Raw genomic sequence first — 18,528 nt, 5'->3', positions numbered from 1 at the left:
TTTAAATTTTTGCTTCTTTTTTGAAGTAATTGATAAAGTCTTCTACGCTCATGGTGCCCAGATCTCCTTCACCTCTTCTTCTTACAGAAACTGTTCCGGTACCTTCTTCATTTTCACCTACGATCAGCATAAATGGCAGTTTCTGTAATTCTGCATCCCGGATTTTTTTACCCGTCTTCTCGTTTCGTTCATCAACCAGTCCACAAATATCGTGATTTTCCAGCAATTGTGAAACTTTTTTTGCATAATCCACATATTTTTCACTTATCGGTAAAATAGTGAACTGATTTGGAGCTAACCAAAGAGGGAAATCTCCTGCTGTATTTTCCAGCAAAATTGCAATAAACCTTTCCATAGAACCGAATGGCGCACGGTGAATCATCACTGGCCGGTGTTTTTCATTATCGCTTCCGTTGTACCAGAGGTCAAATCTTTCCGGTAAATTATAATCTACCTGAATCGTTCCCAATTGCCATTTACGACCGAGTGCATCTTTGACCATGAAATCGAGTTTAGGACCATAGAAAGCTGCCTCGCCATATTCAATCACATAGTTTAAGCCTTTCTTTTGAGCAGCCTGTATAATCGCATCTTCTGCTTTTTTCCAGTTTTCATCGCTGCCGATATATTTTTCTTTGTTCTTCGGATCTCTTAAAGAAACCTGAGTGACAAAATCTTCAAATCCTAAAGATTTAAAAACATACAGTGTTAAATCAATTACATTTTCGAATTCTGCCAGCAACTGATCTGGTGTACAGAAAATGTGTGCGTCATCCTGGGTAAAGCCACGGACTCTGGTCAAACCATGGAGTTCTCCTGACTGTTCGTATCTGTAAACCGTTCCGAATTCTGCAAAACGTTTTGGTAAATCTTTGTAAGACCATTGCCCCACTTTATAGATTTCGCAGTGATGTGGACAGTTCATTGGTTTTAACATAAACTCTTCACCTTCGTTCGGAGTTTTGATGGGCTGAAAACTGTCAGCGCCGTATTTATCCCAGTGACCGGATGTTACGTATAATTCTTTGGCACCAATATGCGGCGTCATTACGAATTCGTACCCTGATTTTTTCTGAGCAGCCGATAGGAAATCCTCGAGTTTTTTGCGGAGTGCAGTCCCTTTTGGTAACCATAACGGTAAACCTGCACCTACTTTTTCAGAGAAAGCAAAGATTCCTAATTCTTTACCCAGTTTTCTGTGGTCGCGCCGTTTTGCTTCTTCAAGACGTTCTAAATATTCAGTTAAATCTTTTTGTTTCGGGAAAGTGATTCCGTACACGCGGGTTAACTGTTTGTTTTTTTCGTCTCCTCTCCAATAAGCTCCGGCTGCGTTAAGAATTTTTGCTGCTTTTACAATTCCGGTTGACGGAATATGGCCGCCACGACATAAGTCTGTGAAGTTATCGTGGGTACAGAAAGTAATTTCCCCATCATTCAGGTTAGAAATTAATTCTGTTTTATATGGATTGTCGGCGTATTCTTTTAGCGCATCTGCTTTTGAAACAGGGTATAGACTGAAGGTTGTATTTTTTTTTGCATTCTCCAGCATTTTCTTTTCTATTTTCTCAAAATCTTTTTCTGATAAAGATTCGTCGCCGAAATCTACGTCATAGTAAAAACCCTGCTCAATTGCCGGACCTATCGTTAATTTTGCCTCCGGATAAAACTCCATAATCGCCTGTGCTAAAAGGTGAGCAGAGGAATGCCAAAATGCTTTTTTACCCAAATCATCGTTCCAGGTCAGCAATTGAAGCGTAGAATCTGTGGTTATAGGAGTGGTTGTTTCTACCTGTGTTCCGTTTAAAATTGCGGAAATGGTGTTTCTTGCCAAACCTTCGCTAATTGATTTTGCTACGTCAAGCGGAGTTATCGCGCCTTCAAATTCTTTGATGCTTCCATCGGGAAGAGTGATTTTAATCATTTTGAACTAAAAATTTAAGTTGCAAAAATAAGGATTTTTTTGCTTTATCGGATTGTCTTTTATTGAAAACTATCCATTAGTGCAAACTGATGGTATTCAGTTCCAAAATATGAGAAATTTTTGAGTGTTGAAGATAAAGGGTTTGGATTTTGAAAATGAAAAGTTTATTTTCTGAAGTTGTTAAACTCATCTTCAAAATAAGAAATCGTCCCTATATTTTCATTTTGAGACGATTTCTAACTATTAAAAAAAATATTGATGAGGCATCAGTTTAATGGCTCCTGGTTAAACTTGATATTACTTTTCTTTAGTTTTTTTCTCTTTCTAGAGTGCATAAACGAGGTCTTTGCTAGTTTTGCATCCTGTATTTTTTCGTGGCAGATGCCTGTTATCTTATTGAGTTCAGCTCCAAATTTTATCAAAATATTTTTCGCTTTATGCGCCCGGTTTAAGTTGGGGGTATACACTGAAATTTCATTCCGGTCGATAAAATGATCTTCTATCAAAGATTCAGGTTGAAATTTAGTATTTTTTGTAAAACCAGGAAATTGTTTGATAAATCCTGCTTTGGTTAAGCTTTCGGCTGCTGAAATTGCGTCGTCGATGGTTGGGAAAACTCCGGTTATAGTATATGTCATTGCTGAAAATTTGTTGGATTCTGCAAAATGGTATGCGTAACATATTGCATGCAAATTGTGTGACATTTGGCTGGTGCTGACGGACTTTAATAATACTTTAACAATAAAAAACAGCGAAAATTAATTTTCGCTGTTTTGATCTGTATTGTCAGTCTTGCCATCGGGCTGTAATCGGGAACTTTTTTTAATTTGTTTTTTTACAGCATGTTCATTTTTTATTTCTTCAGTGGCGGCCGGTAGATTGGGTAAATCCTCATTTTCCTTTTTTACGCGGGCTTCTTTGTTTTTTTTATTTTTGGGAGAATCCATACTTTGATAATTAAAGTTTTGATAAATCGATCTGACCGGTCTGGTCTTCTATTTTATAGTTCAAAGCCTTTGCCAAAACAAATATTTGATCTAAATCTTTTAAAAGTTGTTTTTTACCTTCATCCCGAAGTCTGTTTTGGTTGACCGTTTTATAAGCGTTGTCTTTTGCTGATTTGGTGATTTTCTGAAAATCTTTGCTGGTAAACCGATTAAAGAAAGCGTCATCCAAAGATTGAATTTCAACGCTTGGAATGATTCGGATTTCTGCATTTGGTAATTCTGTAATAATGAGTTTTTTATTGATAGAATCAACTTTTATTTTCATTTTAGACAAGTCGAAGGTTACCTGTGCATTGGTTTTGGTAAAGGTGATAATCTGCTTTTCAGAGGAAGGTAGCAGCGAGCTGCCTAACATCTGTGAGGTGATTTTCGTTTTCTGCATGCTCGAGAAATCCTGTTCCAGCACGACCAGTTTATTCAGCTTTCTTATTTGATTGGTAATGATGTAATAATCGTTCTGAACTTTGTCTTCAGCTTTTTTTGTTAAAGAATTCCACAGAAAAAAGAGGAGCAACATCACTACTGCGCCGGCGATAAAGAATAATGGTTTTTGGTTTGCTTTCAAATTTACTTTATTAAATCTTTGAGGGATGTATTGTCTTTTTTAAGGATATCCACTAAATCTCTTTCCAGATATCCTGTTGAAGGACTTTCAATAATCCTGCCAATTTCTTTGCCGTATTTCTGTACGATGATGGTCGGGACCCGCTGAATATTTAAGGGGCCTTCTTCGCCGTTCGGAGCTTCTTTTTTACGGTTGACCGCGATCATGGTAAGTTTATTTTCCGGATATCCAACCGCTTCCAATATTTTGAATAATCTGGGAACTTCGCGGTGGCTGTCTTCACACCAGGTTCCCATTACCAAAGTGATATTGTAAGAATTCAGTTTTTCTTTTTTCAGTTCGGCAATTGCTTTCTGATCAATTTGGTATTCGTCGTGTTCTTTTCCGAACCATTCATTGTAAGGCTCTTTTAAGAGTTGATTTTTTGTTTGAGGTCCTAAAAGCATTTTTCCATCATTTTTTGTCTCTACTTCACGGTTTATCACAATTTTCTGTGAATTGCAGGATTGTAACGCAAGAAACAGCGTAGATGCAGTGAGTATTGTTTTAGTGAAATTTCTCATTGTATAGGTAATTGAAAATGGATTATTATAATTATTCTTCCAGGATGGTTTTCAGATCTGCGGGTGAGTAATAGAGGTTTTTGAGAACTTTGTGATCAGACAGGCGGTGTACATTAATTTTATCCCCGGAATTTTGCGCGTAAGCAGCTTCACCTTTTTCCTTATAAAATGCGATTGTTTCTGCAGCTTCCTGTTGGTTTGCGCACGCTTTAGACATATTGGAGCGCTGAACTTCATTAAATAATCTGACAAATTTTTCGCCCAACCCAAATTCCAAAACGGCTCCGCTTAAAACGTATTGTAAATCACACAAAGCATCTGCAATTTCCACCATATTCTTGTCGGCGATGGCGTCTTTCAGTTCATTTAATTCTTCCTGCAAAAGTGCAATTCTCAAGTTGCACCGGTCAAAGTCGGGAATTGCCGGTTTTTCCAGTACAGGCGCATTAAATGTTTTGTGAAATTCTGCAACCTGATTTAGGGAATCTATTTTATCCATTCAATTTTTAATTTTAACAAATATATACATTCAGTTTAATAAATAAAAAAGCTGACTCATGAATGAAGCAGCTTTTAATTATATTTTTTTCTACAAGAATTATTTTGAAATTTCTCTTCCGATAACCAATCTCTGGATTTCAGAAGTTCCTTCTCCAATCGTACAGAGTTTAGAATCTCTGTAGTATTTTTCAGCCGGGAAATCTTTGGTATAACCATAACCTCCGAAAATTTGAACGGCATTATTAGCAATTCTTACACAGGCTTCAGAAGCATATAATTTTGCCATTGCGCCTTCTTTGGTCATTGGCTGTTTGGCATTTTTTAGATTTGAAGCACGCTGAATCAATAATTCGGCAGCATCGATTTCGGTGGCCATATCTGCCAACATGAAATTAATCGCCTGGAACTGATTGATTGCTTTTCCGAACTGATGTCTTTCTTTCGAATATTTCAAAGCCGCTTTATAAGCACCTTTTGCAATTCCTAAACTTAAGGCAGCAATAGAAATTCTACCTCCATCCAGGATTTTCATCGCCTGTTTGAAGCCGGAACCAACCTCACCTAAACGGTTTGCATCGGGAACTCTTACGCTGTCAAAAATAAGTTCTGCTGTTTCTGAGGCGCGCATTCCCAATTTGTTTTCTTTTTTACCTGACGTAAATCCGGCCATTCCTTTTTCTAAAACAAAGGCAGTAGAATTATTTCTGGCTCCTTTTTCGCCGGTTCTGGTCATTACTACAGCGATATCTCCTGAAATGGCGTGCGTAATAAAGTTTTTTGCTCCTGAAATAATCCAGTCGTCACCATCTTTTACGGCCGTAGTGCTCATACCACCAGAGTCGGATCCGGTGTTATGTTCGGTTAATCCCCAGGCACCGATGACTTTACCGGAAGCGAGTTGCGGCAACCATCTGTGTCTTTGTTCCTTATTCCCGAATTCATAAATATGGTTGGTACACAGTGAATTATGGGCAGCGACAGAAAGTCCTATCGAAGGATCTACCTGTGAGATTTCATCCAGAATAGTCACATATTCGTGATAACCCAGACCCGAACCACCATATTCTTCCGGAATCACGATTCCCATGAATCCCATATCACCCAGCTGGTGAAATAATTCTACGGGGAAAGTTTGGCTTTCGTCCCAGTCCATAATGTTAGGACGAATATTTTTTTCTGCAAAATCTCTGGCGGTTTCTGCGATCATATTAAGGTTGTGAGTAGTCTCGCTGTTCATATATTATTTTTGTTTTCAAAGATAATTAAAATGATGTATTAAGAAAATTTTTTTTAACTTTAAAATATATGTGATAGATGGTTCTTTTTTCAAAAAGTATTGTCAGTGTTTAAAAAATTCATAAAAAATTAATGATTTTTAGTTATCAAACATTAGTTATTTAACTAATTTAGCAATCCAAAATTTTAACAATGAAACAACTTTTATTTTCTGTTTTCTTATTGCCTGTCTTCTTTTTTTCTCAATCGCCGACAAATTATTATGACGGAACTTCTGGGCTTAATGGGTATGAACTAAAATCGAAACTTCATGATATCATTTCCTCCAAAACCATTACCTGGCATTATGGCGATTTGCCCAATTTCTATGGACAAACCGACGTGGATCATTATTATGATTATGATGCATCGAACACTACTTATTTACTGGATATGTACAGCAATAATCCAAACGGAACCACTGCTTATCATTATACCAAAGAAAATCTCATCAGTTCTGCCGCAACGGAAGGGTTGGGGTATAACCGCGAACACATGATGCCGCAAAGTAGTTTCAACAGCAATTATCCTATGTATTCTGATTTGTTTTTTGTGATCCCTACCGATGCGAAAATTAATCAACTAAGAAGTAATTATCCTTACGGAATTGCAGGAACACCGAATTATTACACTTTTACCAATGGTTCTAAAATCAGTAAAAACGGCACGCCAAATTCCGCTTATACTGGCAGAGTCTATGAGCCAAATTCCGAATTTAAAGGTGATATTGCCAGAACTTTATTGTATTATGTGGTTCGGTATGAAGGAAAATTAAATTCTTTCAATTACTATAACGGTACTTCGCCAGCAAATGACACAAGCCCTCTGGATGGAACAGAAGAGAAGGCTTATGAAGATTGGTTTTTAGCAATGCTTCTGCAATGGCATAAGAATGATCCCGTTTCGCCTAAAGAAGTTGAGAGAAACAATGCGGTGTATGCGATTCAGAAAAACAGAAATCCCTTCATCGATCATCCCGAATGGGTCGACTCAATTTGGTCGCAAAGTCACGCGGTCATAACTCCGCAAGCTCCACAGAATTTAAGCAGTTCGCAGACCAGTGCGTATTTTGTTAATTTAATCTGGACTCCTTCTTCAGATCGCGATGTTTTGGGATATAAAATCTTTCAAAACGGAAATTCGGTTGGCTATACAAAAAATGCAAATTTTACGGCAGATCATCTTTCTCCGTCTACCTCTTATCAATTTACGGTAAAAGCATATTACCGAAATTACACCGAATCACCGGAAAGTAATTTGTTGTCCGTAACCACTTTAGATGAGGATATTTATGCAAAAGATTTAATGATTACCAAATATTTGGAAGGAACAGCTGATAATAAAGCTATTGAAATCACGAATAAAACCGGGCATGCTGTTAATTTGAACAAGTATCGCATCAATATTCAGTTCTATAGCGGAACAAATTATTATTCTCCGGCTCCTTATGAATTGGAAGGAACTGTGGAGCATAACGAAACTTTTGTAGTTCTTAATCCGAGAGCTAATTTATCTTGCATTACTAATGAACAGGCGAAGTTTGTTTCCGCAGCTCCACAAATGACTTTCGTGGGAAGTAATTATATGGAATTGAAATATAATACCACCACCGTAGAGGCGATCGGAACTTACGGAATGAATAATTCATCAACTTTATCCGATGTTTCCCTTTATAGATTGCCATCAGTGACGAATCCTGCCAAAACTTTTTCGCTTTCGGAGTGGCAAAGTTACCCGACAGATTATTGTGAGAATTTAGGAGTTTTAGCAGCTTCCGATGTCAGTATTTACAGCAGTAACGACTGGTCTGTGTACCCGAATCCTACGGTTGGAAATACTTTATACATCAAAGGAAAGCAGGTTGAGAAAATTCAAAAATCTTCTATTTACGATATTTCAGGAAAATTTATTCAGCAGGAGAATTTACCGTTTAAGAATAAAAACTTCATCAATGTTCAAAAGTTGAATCCTGGCGTCTATATTTTAAAACTTGATAAAGAATCATTGAAGTTTATCAAAAACTAATAATGACGGTGTTTTATAAAAAATCAGCTTCCCCGGAAGCTGATTTTTTATTTAAGGTATAATCTCATATTCTGCTCTGCTTCGGGTTTGATGTTCATTGTTCTGAAAAATTTTTTCTCATCCGAATAGCTGATTCTATAGTAGATGATTTTATCGGCGTAGTATTTAAAGTACGGATGGCTTTTCAACCAGGATTCCGGGGCGTCCATCAGAGCATATTTTGGAATGTTATCTGTAGATAAAGGTGCGGTTGCTATCAGCTTTTCAGCGAGATCTCTGTCGATATTGTAGGTGTCGACAATCTGCTTGGCAGAAACGAATCCTCCCAATTTATTTCGAAATCCGATATAACTTGCAGCACTTTTTTCATCAAAACCAAACTCTATCAATTGTTTGAAAGTGATTTTGTTCAAATCTGTTTTCGTAAAATCAGTTTTTGTTTCTTCACTACCTGGCGTTTTGGCATTTTGATAAGGAGGAGGACTGTTTATAGTAACAGGCGGATTTGGTAAGTTTCTATTATTTAGATTTTGGGAATTTAAAATGATATAGGGTTTTAACTGTTCAAATTTTTCCGCAGAAATTACAAAGCAACGGGCGATGTCTTCTAATGATTTAAAGCTTCCTTTCAGATTTTTGTCTCTGTAATTAATGATTACCTGTGCTTGTTTTTCAGAAAAACCCAGATTTTTCCAGCCTTCAAGGTTGGTCGTGTTTGGGTCAAATTGGGAATAAGTAACCGCTGGTTTTTCATGGGAGGAAGTCTGGCTTGTAAAGGTTTTTTTTTCGAAACTGTTTCCAGAAGCTGTTTCAGGAAGAAGTAAATAAGGGGCCAGTTTTCTGTAATTTTCTTCGCTGATGATATAGCATTCTTTAAATTTTTCTTTGCTGATAAAACTTCCACCCAGATAGTTTTTATATTTCAAAATCGAAATGGCTTGCTTTTCTGTAAAACCTAAATTAATAAAATCATTGATGCTGTAAGCGTCAGGATCAAATTTTTCGGGAATAGATAACCCCTTCTTCGGTGAAGTGGCAGCGCTGTAGTAAGTTCTTCCGGAGCTGTAACTGCGCACATAATTTTGGTAAGAATTCGATTTTTTTGCGTGGTCGGGAAGAAGCAGATACGGTTCTAATTCCATATATTTTTCTTCCGAAATGGCATAGCATTTCCTGAACTGTTCCTTTGAACTGAAATTTCCGCCCACCACAGATTTATATTTAAGGATGGTGGCTACCTGCCGTTCAGAGAATCCTAAATTTATCCATTGCTGTTCATCGAGGTCATTCGGATTAAATTTGGTTAAACTGACTTTTTTAGTCGTGAGGTTTTCTGTTTCTAAACTCTCTAAAAAAGTGAGCGGTGCTTTTTCGTCAGTTTTGTCGGTATTGAAAAAGTACAAGCCAGACCCCAAAAAAATACAGGCTACTGCAAAGCCCAGAAAATAATTTTTTGCTGCTGATAATGGTACGGAGAATCTCATGATAGTAATTTTCCGTAAAGCTATTATGAAAAAAAATCGTATAAAAGTGAAAAACACCTATTTTTATTAACAAAAACAGTTATTTTTATTCGGCTCTTTCTGCGAGTGATTCTTTTAATTTTTGTAATTCAGCTTTTACAAACTCTAGCCGGTCAATCATCGAGACGGTTTCAGAGATTTTAGAGTTGGTAGTTAAAGCGATTCTGGCGCCATCGAGCGTATAGCCTTTTTCTTTAACCAAATGATAGATTATCTTCAGGTTTTTAATGTCTTCCGGAGTAAAATATCGGTTTCCTTTTTTGTTTTTCTTGGGCTTTATGATAGGAAACTCCTGCTCCCAATAACGAATCAGCGAAGCATTGACATCAAAAGCTTTGGAAACTTCGCCAATAGAATAATAGAGCTTATCTGGTAAATTAATTTTCATTTGGAAAAGGTCAAAAAACAAAATTACATAAAAATTAAGACTTTTCTGAATAGAATATTGCTCATTTTCAGGGCAAACTTATTTTTATCGGTCATTTTTGCTACAAATACACGAATTAAAAATTGATGGAGGTTATAGAAACCAGCGGAGTGTTTTTTATTTTCATCCCATTGAAGAAAAATTCGTGTATTCGTGGTATTTTTAATAAGCAATTTCGATTTTCAGTTTTTTATTCTTCAGTCTATGGTTTTCTAATTTTTTTAGCAAAGCAACCACTTTTTGCCTGTTTACCGCGACATAAGAAGTAGTGTCTTTTACTTCAATCAGTCCAATATCCTCTTTTTGCAGTTCTCCTTTTTTAATTAAAAAACCTACGATGTCCACTTTATTTACTTTATCTTTTTTTCCAGCGCTGATATAAATGGTTAGAAAAGGCGTTCTAGCCGGCATTTTATAATCCTGGGTAAGAATTTCTTCGGGTGTGTTTTTTTTAATGAAAGGGAAATTTTCATCCTCTGTCATTATTAAATAGACAAAACCTTTTGCGTTCATTCTGGCAGTCCGTCCGTTTCTGTGAACGAACGCGTCTTCTTTCGGAGGCAATTGATAATGGACAATCGATTCCACTTCAGGAATATCTAAACCTCTGGAAGCTAGATCGGTGGTGATTAAAATACGGGAAGAATCATTTTTGAATTTGAGCAAAGCACGTTCTCTTTCATCTTGTTCCATTCCGCCGTGAAAGGTTTCTCGTGAGATTCCTTTTTCCTTGAGTAGTTCCGAAATACGGTCGACCGCGTCCCGGTGGTTGCAAAAAATGAGGGTTCTTTTATTCCCGATTTTACATAGTAAAGTAAATAGCGTTTCTAACTTTTCTTCTGAAGTAGTCATTACTTTCCTCAGTTGAAAATCTGGTTTTATTTCCAAAACTTTCAGAAAATCAACCTTTTCAGGACGTTCGATTCCGGTGAATTCCGGGATTTCCGGCATTGCGGTGGCAGAAGTCAATATTCTTTGCGAAAGATTGGGCATTTCATTAATGATGAAACTCATATCATTATGAAAACCAAATTCCAGCGATTTGTCAAATTCATCTAAAACCATAGTTTCAATGGTGGAAGGATCGAAATTGTTATTTTTTAAATGATAAGCGATTCTGCCCGGTGTTCCTATTAATAGTGCAGGAGCTTCAATTAAATTGTTAACTTCTATTTTTTTATCGTGACCGCCGTAGCAAACCGTAACTTTGTAATCGGTGCCCATGCTTTTGAAAACCTGCTCAATCTGTAGTGCTAATTCCCTGGACGGTACTAAAATAATCGCCTGAATTCCGGTGGTGTTTCTCTTTAAATTTCTTAAAACGGGAAATAGAAAACCCAGTGTTTTCCCTGATCCTGTAGGCGAAAGAAGAATAACGTCTTTGTTGTTTTCTGAAGCTTTATAAGTCGTTTTCTGCATTTGATTCAGATCCTGAATCTGCAGGTTTTGATAAATTGTCTGTAATTCCATTTTGCAAAGGTAAGGGAATGCATTTATTAAAGTCTTTTTTTATCATAAAATCATCATAAATTTCATTGATAATAATAGGTATTGTAAAATAATAGCGTAATTTTGCACCACTTTTTGTGGAAGCATTTGGCTAAGGTAAAACATTAACAACTAACATCTTCTGTATTTTTCAAACAACCACATTAAGCCAGATATTGAAAGATAAAGAATACAAATTATTTAATTATGTCAGAAACGACAGACAAAGCAGAGGTTCTTTTGAACCAAAACGTAGCTCCAGAACAGTTTGATTGGGATTCATTTGAATCAGGTCTAGATGCAGAATCCAGACAGGAGAAAAGTGATCTGGAAGAAATCTATAATGGATCTCTTAACAATCTTCAGGACAACGACGTTCTTATCGGTAAAGTTGTAAGACTTACTGACAAAGAAGCGATTGTTGACATCAACTTCAAATCTGAAGGAGTAATCTCTTTAAACGAATTCCGTTACAATCCAGCGCTTAAAGCAGGTGATGAGGTTGAAGTAATGGTTGACAGAAGAGAAGATAAATCAGGTCAATTACAATTATCTCACAGAAAAGCCAGAATCCTGAAAGCTTGGGATCGAGTTAACGAACTTCACGAAACTGGAGAAATCGTTAATGGTTTTGTAAAATCAAGAACAAAAGGAGGTATGATCGTAGATGTTCATGGTATTGAAGCATTCTTACCAGGTTCTCAAATCGACGTGAAACCAATTAAAGATTACGATCAGTTCGTAGGTAAAACAATGGAATTCAAAGTTGTGAAAATCAACCCGGAATTCAAAAACGTTGTCGTATCTCACAAAGCGTTAATCGAAGCAGATATCGAAGGTCAGAAAAAAGAGATCATCGCTCAGTTAGAAAAAGGTCAGGTATTAGAAGGTACTGTTAAGAATATTACTTCTTACGGTGTATTCGTTGACTTAGGAGGTGTAGATGGATTAATCCACATTACCGATCTTTCTTGGAGCAGAGTGAATCACCCATCAGAAATCCTGGAAGACGGACAGACTGTGAAAGTGGTAATCCTTGATTTTGATGATGAGAAAACAAGAATCCAGTTAGGTATGAAGCAATTAGAAGCTCATCCTTGGGATGCTCTTTCTGCTGACTTGAAAGTTGGAGACAAAGTAAAAGGTAAAGTAGTAGTACTTGCTGATTACGGTGCATTCGTAGAAGTTGCTCCAGGTGTTGAAGGTTTAATTCACGTTTCAGAAATGTCTTGGTCAACTCACTTAAGAAGTGCTGGTGATTTCGTAAAAGTAGGAGATGTAGTTGAAGCAGAAGTTTTAACTTTAGACAGAGAAGACAGAAAAATCTCTTTGGGTATGAAGCAGTTAAGCCAAGACCCATGGTCGAATATCGAAGCTAAATATCCGGTAGGTTCAGAGCACACAGGAACAGTAAGAAACTTTACTAACTTCGGTGTATTCGTAGAACTGGAAGAAGGTATCGACGGACTAATCTATATTTCTGATCTTTCTTGGACTAAGAAAATCAAGCATCCATCAGAATTCTGTGCAGTTGGAGATCAATTGAAAGTTGTAGTTCTAGAATTAGATACAGCAGCAAGAAGATTATCTTTAGGTCACAAACAGTTACAGGAGAATCCTTGGGATAAATTTGAAACTAAATATGCTGAAGGAACTGTACACGCAGGAACAGCAACTGAAGTTTTCGACAAAGGAGCTCAGGTTCAGTTCGAAGATCTGGAAGTTGAAGCATTCTGTCCATCAAGATTATTAGAGAAGGAAGACGGATCTAAAATCAAGAAAGGAGAAAGCGCTGATTTCAAAGTGATCGAATTCAACAAAGAATTCAAAAGAGTAGTGGTTTCTCATACAGGAATCTTCAGAGACGAAGAAAAGAAAAATGTAAGAGAGGCATCATCTAATACTTCATCTAACAAATCAACAGGTTCTTCAAACAACGAAGAAAAATCAACTCTTGGTGATTTAGATGTTTTAGCAGAATTGAAAAAGAAAATGGAAGGTAAATAAGCCTTGATTTTCAAACTATAGAATTTGAGCTGTCGAAAGACAGCTCATTTTTTTTGCAAATATATTAATACTCTTACTGATTTCATTTTTCGCAGAATTATTTCTTAGGTTATGTGTGAGTTTGTCCTTCAAGGTGCTAAAATCGATGAAGATCTATATTTACAGCCGCGAATTACTATCTGATCCACAGGAACCTGCATGCATATTTAAAATTAAAGTGAACGTTATTGGTGTTTTTGTGTTAAAAATTTAAAATATGTCTATTTTTTTTATAAATTCGGCGACAAATAAATAATATATATGAAAAATAGAAATTTACCTTTGAAGATTGCGGCCGTATGCTTCCTGTTTTCTTTTGGGAATGCGAATTCGCAGGATTTTAAGACGATTATTCAAAGTCATATTTCTGCACAGAATAATTTCATGAAAACTGATTTAAAGAACTTCGAGATCATTAGTGAAGATTTTTCTACCTCAATGAAAGGCGATGTGGTGAAAATCCAACAGACTTATAATGGAATCCCTGTTTATAATGCATTAGGAACCGCTTTAATCAAAGAATCAAAAGTAACCTATTATGAAGATGATTTCAAAAATAATTATTCAGGTGCAGCTAAGCCCACTTCGGCAGTTGCCGGCCCTATTGCTTTCGCAAATGCGGCACAGAAATTAGGTTTAAAGAATCCATCCCAGTATCAAATAATAGGAATTAATGAAAGCGATAAAGATGGGATTCCTACGGTGAAAAACAGACTGATCTATTTTCAAACGCAGGACAGCAGTGAGTTGAAATTATGCTATGAGTTTATTTTTGAGGAAAAAGGAACTTCAAATTACTGGGATGTGCTTGCAGATGCAATGACCGGAGAGATTTTGAGGAAAGATAATTTAACACTTTCTTGTACTTTTAACCACGATGCTTTTCACCATGATTATTCCTCCCATTTGCCCGTTGGTTTTTCAGAAAAATTCAGTGATGAGACTGTAATGATAGGTCCTATCGCTTTAGCGCCCAATAGCGCAAGCTACAATGTGTTTGCTTTGCCGTTAGAAAGTCCAAACCACGGCAATCGTTCAGTAGTAAGTAATCCCTGGTTTTTAGATGCCTCTCCAGAAGGGTGGCACTCTATCTCAGGCGGAACTTACGTCGGCAATTACAATACAACCCGCGGGAACAACGTGATGGCTTATGACGACATGGCGAAGAGTAATACTGCTGGAGCGTATGCCGATGGCGGCACGAACCGAATTTTCGATTTCCCTATTATGGAAGATATTGCGGCTTTTAACCTAAATGCGTCTATTACCAATTTATTTTACATCAATAATAAAGTTCATGATATTTTCTATCGTTTAGGTTTTACTGAAACGGCCAGAAATTTTCAGGCCTATAACTTTGGAAAAGGTGGTCAGCAGAATGATTATGTTCAAGCGGAAGCGCAAGATGGAGGCGGTCGAAATAACGCTAATTTTTATACACCCTCTGATGGAAGCAGACCAAGAATGCAGATGTATCTTTTCGATGGTTCTATAGTCAATAGGGTTTTTTATAATTCGCCTTCAGAAGCGATTGGTAGAACTGTACCCAACGTAGTTTCAACCACTTTTGGACCCAGTTTAACTGTTGCCGGGGTAACCGGTGATGTGAAAATAGCCTCAGTTGCGGATGGGTGTACACCTCTTCCTGCAGGATCACTTACGGGTAAAATTGGTTTGATAGAAAGAGGAACTTGCGGATTTACCGTGAAGGTGAAAATAGCTCAAGATGCCGGTGCAACTGCAGCAATCATATATAATTTACCAGACTCTACGCCAACATCGGGTATGGGAGGAACTGATTCTACTATTAAAATTCCATCAGTTTTAATTGAAAATGATGAAGGGCTTTATATTAAGAATTTATTAGCTACAAAAAATGTGAATGTTACTTTGAAGTATGATGCATCTACCCAAAAAACAAAAGATGGAAGTTTTGACAACGGAATTGTTATTCATGAATATGGCCATGGAATTTCCAATAGATTAACCGGTGATGGTTTTTCTTGTTTGACACCCGCTGGGTCAACAGAACAGATGGGTGAAGGTTGGTCCGATTTCTTTGCTTTAATGTTGACAAACCGTACTGGCGATACCAAAGATATTCCAAGAGGAATCGCAACTTTTGTAAATTCTGAGCCCATTACCGGAGGTGGACTCCGTCCTGCAAAATATTCTCCTAATTTTGGTATCAATAGTTTTACGTATGCAAATACCAATGGAATGGGAACCGATGCTGATCCATTAGTTCATTCAATTGGGTTCGTTTGGGCAACGATGCTGTGGGATCTCCATTGGAAATATGTAGAAAAATATGGATATTCTTCTGATGTAATGGCAAATAAAACCAACGGCAGTACAAGAGTATTACAACTTGTTGTTGATGGTTTGAAATTACAGCCTTGTAGCCCAACTTTTATCGACGGAAGAAATGCTATTTTAAAAGCAGAACTTGCCACAACAGGTGGTGCAGATAAATGTATGATTTGGGAGACTTTTGCGAAGAGAGGGTTAGGAGTTAATGCTTCTGCTGGTTCAAAATTAAGTATTATGGATCAAGTTGAAGATTATGATGTACCTGAAGAATGTAAGAACTTGGCAACAAGTAATGTTTCAGCTGATAATGCAATGAGCATCTATCCAAACCCTGCGAAAGACGAATTCTTCATCAAACCGGCGAAGAATATCTTAGGAAAAATAAGTGTTGAAATCTATGATGCTTCAGGAAAATTAGTTTCCAGCCAGAAAATTGCTTCCAGCGATGCAGTAAAGACACAGGCTCTTCCAAATGGAGTTTATGTAGTGAAAGTTACAGGTTTAGGAGTAAATTACTCTTCTAAATTGATGATAAAAAAATAATATGTAATTAATATTTTTATACCGTCCTGTCAGATCAGGGCGGTTTTTTTTATGCAAAAACGGTTCAGTTTTCTCATTATTTCTAAAGGAATTATTTCAAATCGATTTTTGAATTAGGGTTTAGTGATTTTAATGATTTTGGAAGATAAGATAAGAGAAGAATGTATCTTGGCATTACAGCAATAAAAAACCCATCAAAATAAATTGATGGGTTTTTCTAATATCGTAAATTGAATTACTTTTTGTAAGAAGCGTCTTTAATTCGCGCTTTTTTACCTCTAAGGTTTTTGAAGTAGAAAATTCTCGCTCTTCTTACTTTACCTCTTCTGTCGATTTCAATTTTTTGCAAAGCTGGCATGTTCATAGGGAAAACTCTCTGTACTCCAACATCACCACTCATTTTTCTGATGGTAAAAGTTTTGGTACCTCCTGTTCCTCTAATCTGCAAAACAACTCCTTTAAAGAACTGGGTTCTGGTTTTAGCACCCTCTCTAATTTCGTAATACACAGTGATGGTATCACCGGCTTTGAATTTAGGAAATTCTTTTTTTGCAATGTACTTGTCCTGTACGTACTGTAATAAATCCATTTTTTTTATAAAAAATATTTTTGTCAAGCTAAACAACGTTCACGCCTTTCGTCAGAGGTTGATTAACAGGCTGCAAAAATAAGACAAAAAATACAATCTACCAACACTTTACAAAAAATAAATAACCACTTTCTTGACCTTACTCTTCTTGGGCGCCCTTCGCCTGGTCATTACCTCCCGTCAGAAAACGAAACTCTATTTCCTCACTCAGGTCGGGCTGTACGTTCTGTTTTTTTGCGCTTCCTTCTCCTTCCATAAAAAAAGAATGCCGCTTCCATCCCTTAAATGAGGTTTTATGCTGAAAATCAAAGATTTCCAAAGGGTGAAAAGTTCCGAAAAAATTGTTAAATTTAACAGCCCTTAAAAAAGGAAAGTAATTGTGGTCAGTTCTGGCAGATCCCGAATACCTTAATGGTCTGAAAGTAACAGGATCAAATTAAAAAACAATTTTAAAATGATTGATAAAAGAGTAAAAAACGTACAGGAAGCCATCGCCGGAATCAGCGACGGAATGACCTTAATCGTCGGAGGATTCGGACTTTGCGGAATTCCTGAAAATTCAATTAATGCTTTGGTAGAAAGCAATGTAAAAGATATTACCTGTATTTCCAATAATGCCGGCGTTGATGATTTCGGTCTGGGATTATTATTGCAGAAAAAGCAGATCAAAAAAATGATCGCTTCTTACGTCGGCGAAAATGCCGAATTCGAAAGACAGATGCTTTCCGGTGAACTCGAGGTAGAACTTACGCCCCAGGGAACTTTGGCCGAAAAATGCCGCGCCGCACAATGTGGAATTCCCGCATTTTATACGCCTGCAGGTTACGGAACTGAAGTCGCGGTAGGAAAAGAAACCAAAGATTTTGACGGTAAAATGCATATTCTCGAACACGCTTATAAAGCCGATTTTTCCATTGTAAAAGCTTGGAAAGGCGATCACGCAGGAAATTTAATTTTCAAAGGAACCGCCCGAAATTTCAATGCGCCCATGGCTGGTGCCGGAAAAATCACGATTGCTGAAGTAGAAGAACTCGTAGAACCCGGACAACTTGATCCCAACGAAATCCATATTCCCGGAATTATGGTTCAAAGAATTTTTCAGGGAGAAAAGTTCGAAAAAAGAATTGAGCAGCGAACGGTAAGGAAACGAAATTAGAATCTCCGAAGAGTTCTCTTTATAAATTAACTTTGCCAAAGTTCCGAACTTTGGCAAAGTTTTTATAAGAATAGGCTCTAGTCTATCTTTTTTGTGAAAAAGTGAATTGGAGTCGGTATTTTTAATATCTAGTTTAAAATCACTTTCCTTTCCCCAATCTGCTGTCTCCCCATCGCGTAAGACAAACTTTTTTCGACCAACAAATTTTCGTGAGAATCATTTTTCTAAAGTTAAGGAGTGGAGGTTTTTAATCAGAAAACTTTACTTATCGTTGTGATGCCCCAAAGATTGTATAAGCGTAACAGAAACTTCTTCCTCAAAAATTTCATACACAAAGCGAACTTTTTTATTAACTTCTCTGCTCCAAACTTCGCCGTCATGGTACTTTAGTTGTTCTGGCGAACCTGCGCCGGTTCGTGGATGCTCTTCTGATTCAATGAGAAAAGTTTGCACCTTTTCCATATCCAATTTTCTGCCCGATTTTTTAATGGCTTTCAAATCCTTCAAAGCTCTTTTTGAAAGTTGAACTATATACTTTCCCATATTTTTTTGGGATTAATGGTTAATAGTTTTCCTTCTTTTTTTC

16 protein-coding genes are annotated in these 18,528 nt (G+C 36.9%); 4 read left to right on the top strand and 12 right to left on the bottom strand.

Annotated elements, in window-relative coordinates:
• Position 1: 1 nt before the first annotated feature.
• From thrS to NBC122_RS12795, 7 genes are all read right to left on the bottom strand, one after another.
• Entirely contained in the window at positions 2–1,921 is a 1,920-nt protein-coding gene (gene thrS / locus NBC122_RS12825; protein ID WP_133440755.1) for a threonine--tRNA ligase, read from the bottom strand.
• A gap of 266 nt (positions 1,922–2,187) precedes the next feature.
• Positions 2,188–2,559, bottom strand: coding sequence for a hypothetical protein (locus NBC122_RS12820; RefSeq protein ID WP_133440754.1), 372 nt, complete (start codon positions 2,557–2,559; stop codon positions 2,188–2,190).
• Positions 2,560–2,679: 120 nt separating this feature from the next.
• Complete coding sequence (locus tag NBC122_RS12815; RefSeq protein ID WP_133440753.1) at positions 2,680–2,868, bottom strand: hypothetical protein; 189 nt, start codon at positions 2,866–2,868, stop codon at positions 2,680–2,682.
• A gap of 10 nt (positions 2,869–2,878) precedes the next feature.
• Entirely contained in the window at positions 2,879–3,445 is a 567-nt protein-coding gene (locus NBC122_RS12810; RefSeq protein WP_133441128.1) for a DUF4230 domain-containing protein, read from the bottom strand.
• Positions 3,446–3,495: 50 nt separating this feature from the next.
• Entirely contained in the window at positions 3,496–4,056 is a 561-nt protein-coding gene (locus NBC122_RS12805) for a TlpA family protein disulfide reductase (protein ID WP_133440752.1), read from the bottom strand.
• A 31-nt stretch (positions 4,057–4,087) separates the two neighbouring features.
• Positions 4,088–4,555, bottom strand: a complete 468-nt coding sequence (locus NBC122_RS12800) for a pyrophosphohydrolase domain-containing protein (protein ID WP_133440751.1) — start codon at positions 4,553–4,555, stop codon at positions 4,088–4,090.
• A gap of 99 nt (positions 4,556–4,654) precedes the next feature.
• Positions 4,655–5,794, bottom strand: coding sequence for an acyl-CoA dehydrogenase family protein (locus NBC122_RS12795; protein ID WP_133440750.1), 1,140 nt, complete (start codon positions 5,792–5,794; stop codon positions 4,655–4,657).
• 191 nt (positions 5,795–5,985) lie between these two features.
• Here NBC122_RS12795 and NBC122_RS12790 point away from each other — a divergent pair, with 191 nt between their 5' ends.
• Positions 5,986–7,857: an endonuclease gene (locus NBC122_RS12790; protein ID WP_133440749.1), complete on the top strand. Its 1,872-nt coding sequence runs from the start codon at positions 5,986–5,988 to the stop codon at positions 7,855–7,857.
• Between the two features lie 47 nt (positions 7,858–7,904).
• Here the strand turns inward: NBC122_RS12790 and NBC122_RS12785 are convergent, their stop codons facing one another.
• The 3 genes from NBC122_RS12785 to NBC122_RS12775 form a co-directional block, all read right to left on the bottom strand.
• Positions 7,905–9,341: a helix-hairpin-helix domain-containing protein gene (locus NBC122_RS12785; RefSeq protein WP_133440748.1), complete on the bottom strand. Its 1,437-nt coding sequence runs from the start codon at positions 9,339–9,341 to the stop codon at positions 7,905–7,907.
• Positions 9,342–9,426: 85 nt separating this feature from the next.
• Entirely contained in the window at positions 9,427–9,768 is a 342-nt protein-coding gene (locus NBC122_RS12780; protein ID WP_133440747.1) for a MerR family transcriptional regulator, read from the bottom strand.
• 201 nt (positions 9,769–9,969) lie between these two features.
• Positions 9,970–11,277 carry a DEAD/DEAH box helicase gene (locus NBC122_RS12775; protein WP_133440746.1) on the bottom strand — a complete coding sequence of 436 codons (1,308 nt, stop codon included), beginning with the start codon at positions 11,275–11,277 and terminating at the stop codon, positions 9,970–9,972.
• 225 nt (positions 11,278–11,502) lie between these two features.
• Here NBC122_RS12775 and rpsA point away from each other — a divergent pair, with 225 nt between their 5' ends.
• Positions 11,503–13,302: a 30S ribosomal protein S1 gene (gene rpsA / locus NBC122_RS12770; protein WP_133440745.1), complete on the top strand. Its 1,800-nt coding sequence runs from the start codon at positions 11,503–11,505 to the stop codon at positions 13,300–13,302.
• Positions 13,303–13,602: 300 nt separating this feature from the next.
• A complete protein-coding gene (locus NBC122_RS12765) occupies positions 13,603–16,197 on the top strand; it encodes a T9SS-dependent M36 family metallopeptidase (RefSeq protein WP_133440744.1) in 2,595 nt (864 codons plus the stop codon).
• 235 nt (positions 16,198–16,432) lie between these two features.
• Here the strand turns inward: NBC122_RS12765 and rplS are convergent, their stop codons facing one another.
• Positions 16,433–16,786 (bottom strand): 50S ribosomal protein L19, encoded by a 354-nt coding sequence (gene rplS, locus NBC122_RS12760; protein ID WP_133440743.1) that lies wholly within the window; start codon positions 16,784–16,786, stop codon positions 16,433–16,435.
• Positions 16,787–17,240: 454 nt separating this feature from the next.
• Between rplS and NBC122_RS12755 the strand changes: the two genes are divergently transcribed.
• Positions 17,241–17,942 (top strand): CoA transferase subunit A, encoded by a 702-nt coding sequence (locus tag NBC122_RS12755; RefSeq protein ID WP_133440742.1) that lies wholly within the window; start codon positions 17,241–17,243, stop codon positions 17,940–17,942.
• A gap of 261 nt (positions 17,943–18,203) precedes the next feature.
• Here the strand turns inward: NBC122_RS12755 and NBC122_RS12750 are convergent, their stop codons facing one another.
• A complete protein-coding gene (locus NBC122_RS12750) occupies positions 18,204–18,485 on the bottom strand; it encodes a type II toxin-antitoxin system YoeB family toxin (protein WP_133440741.1) in 282 nt (93 codons plus the stop codon).
• Between the last annotated feature and the right edge of the window lie 43 nt (positions 18,486–18,528).

The sequence above is a fragment of the Chryseobacterium salivictor genome (genome assembly GCF_004359195.1).
In the GTDB taxonomy this organism is placed as follows: domain Bacteria; phylum Bacteroidota; class Bacteroidia; order Flavobacteriales; family Weeksellaceae; genus Kaistella; species Kaistella salivictor.
Note: the sequence above shows the minus strand (reverse complement) of the source record. Positions and strands in the feature narration are given on the sequence as shown.

Excerpts from the sequence above, each read along its gene's own strand:
- thrS (WP_133440755.1), bottom strand. The coding sequence starts at position 1,921 with ATGATTAAAATCACTCTTCCCGATGGAAGCATCAAAGAATTTGAAGGC.
- NBC122_RS12820 (WP_133440754.1), bottom strand. The coding sequence starts at position 2,559 with ATGACATATACTATAACCGGAGTTTTCCCAACCATCGACGACGCAATT.
- NBC122_RS12815 (WP_133440753.1), bottom strand. The coding sequence starts at position 2,868 with ATGGATTCTCCCAAAAATAAAAAAAACAAAGAAGCCCGCGTAAAAAAG.
- NBC122_RS12810 (WP_133441128.1), bottom strand. The coding sequence starts at position 3,445 with ATGTTGCTCCTCTTTTTTCTGTGGAATTCTTTAACAAAAAAAGCTGAA.
- NBC122_RS12805 (WP_133440752.1), bottom strand. The coding sequence starts at position 4,056 with ATGAGAAATTTCACTAAAACAATACTCACTGCATCTACGCTGTTTCTT.
- NBC122_RS12800 (WP_133440751.1), bottom strand. The coding sequence starts at position 4,555 with ATGGATAAAATAGATTCCCTAAATCAGGTTGCAGAATTTCACAAAACA.
- NBC122_RS12795 (WP_133440750.1), bottom strand. The coding sequence starts at position 5,794 with ATGAACAGCGAGACTACTCACAACCTTAATATGATCGCAGAAACCGCC.
- NBC122_RS12790 (WP_133440749.1), top strand. The coding sequence starts at position 5,986 with ATGAAACAACTTTTATTTTCTGTTTTCTTATTGCCTGTCTTCTTTTTT.
- NBC122_RS12785 (WP_133440748.1), bottom strand. The coding sequence starts at position 9,341 with ATGAGATTCTCCGTACCATTATCAGCAGCAAAAAATTATTTTCTGGGC.
- NBC122_RS12780 (WP_133440747.1), bottom strand. The coding sequence starts at position 9,768 with ATGAAAATTAATTTACCAGATAAGCTCTATTATTCTATTGGCGAAGTT.
- NBC122_RS12775 (WP_133440746.1), bottom strand. The coding sequence starts at position 11,277 with ATGGAATTACAGACAATTTATCAAAACCTGCAGATTCAGGATCTGAAT.
- rpsA (WP_133440745.1), top strand. The coding sequence starts at position 11,503 with ATGTCAGAAACGACAGACAAAGCAGAGGTTCTTTTGAACCAAAACGTA.
- NBC122_RS12765 (WP_133440744.1), top strand. The coding sequence starts at position 13,603 with ATGAAAAATAGAAATTTACCTTTGAAGATTGCGGCCGTATGCTTCCTG.
- rplS (WP_133440743.1), bottom strand. The coding sequence starts at position 16,786 with ATGGATTTATTACAGTACGTACAGGACAAGTACATTGCAAAAAAAGAA.
- NBC122_RS12755 (WP_133440742.1), top strand. The coding sequence starts at position 17,241 with ATGATTGATAAAAGAGTAAAAAACGTACAGGAAGCCATCGCCGGAATC.
- NBC122_RS12750 (WP_133440741.1), bottom strand. The coding sequence starts at position 18,485 with ATGGGAAAGTATATAGTTCAACTTTCAAAAAGAGCTTTGAAGGATTTG.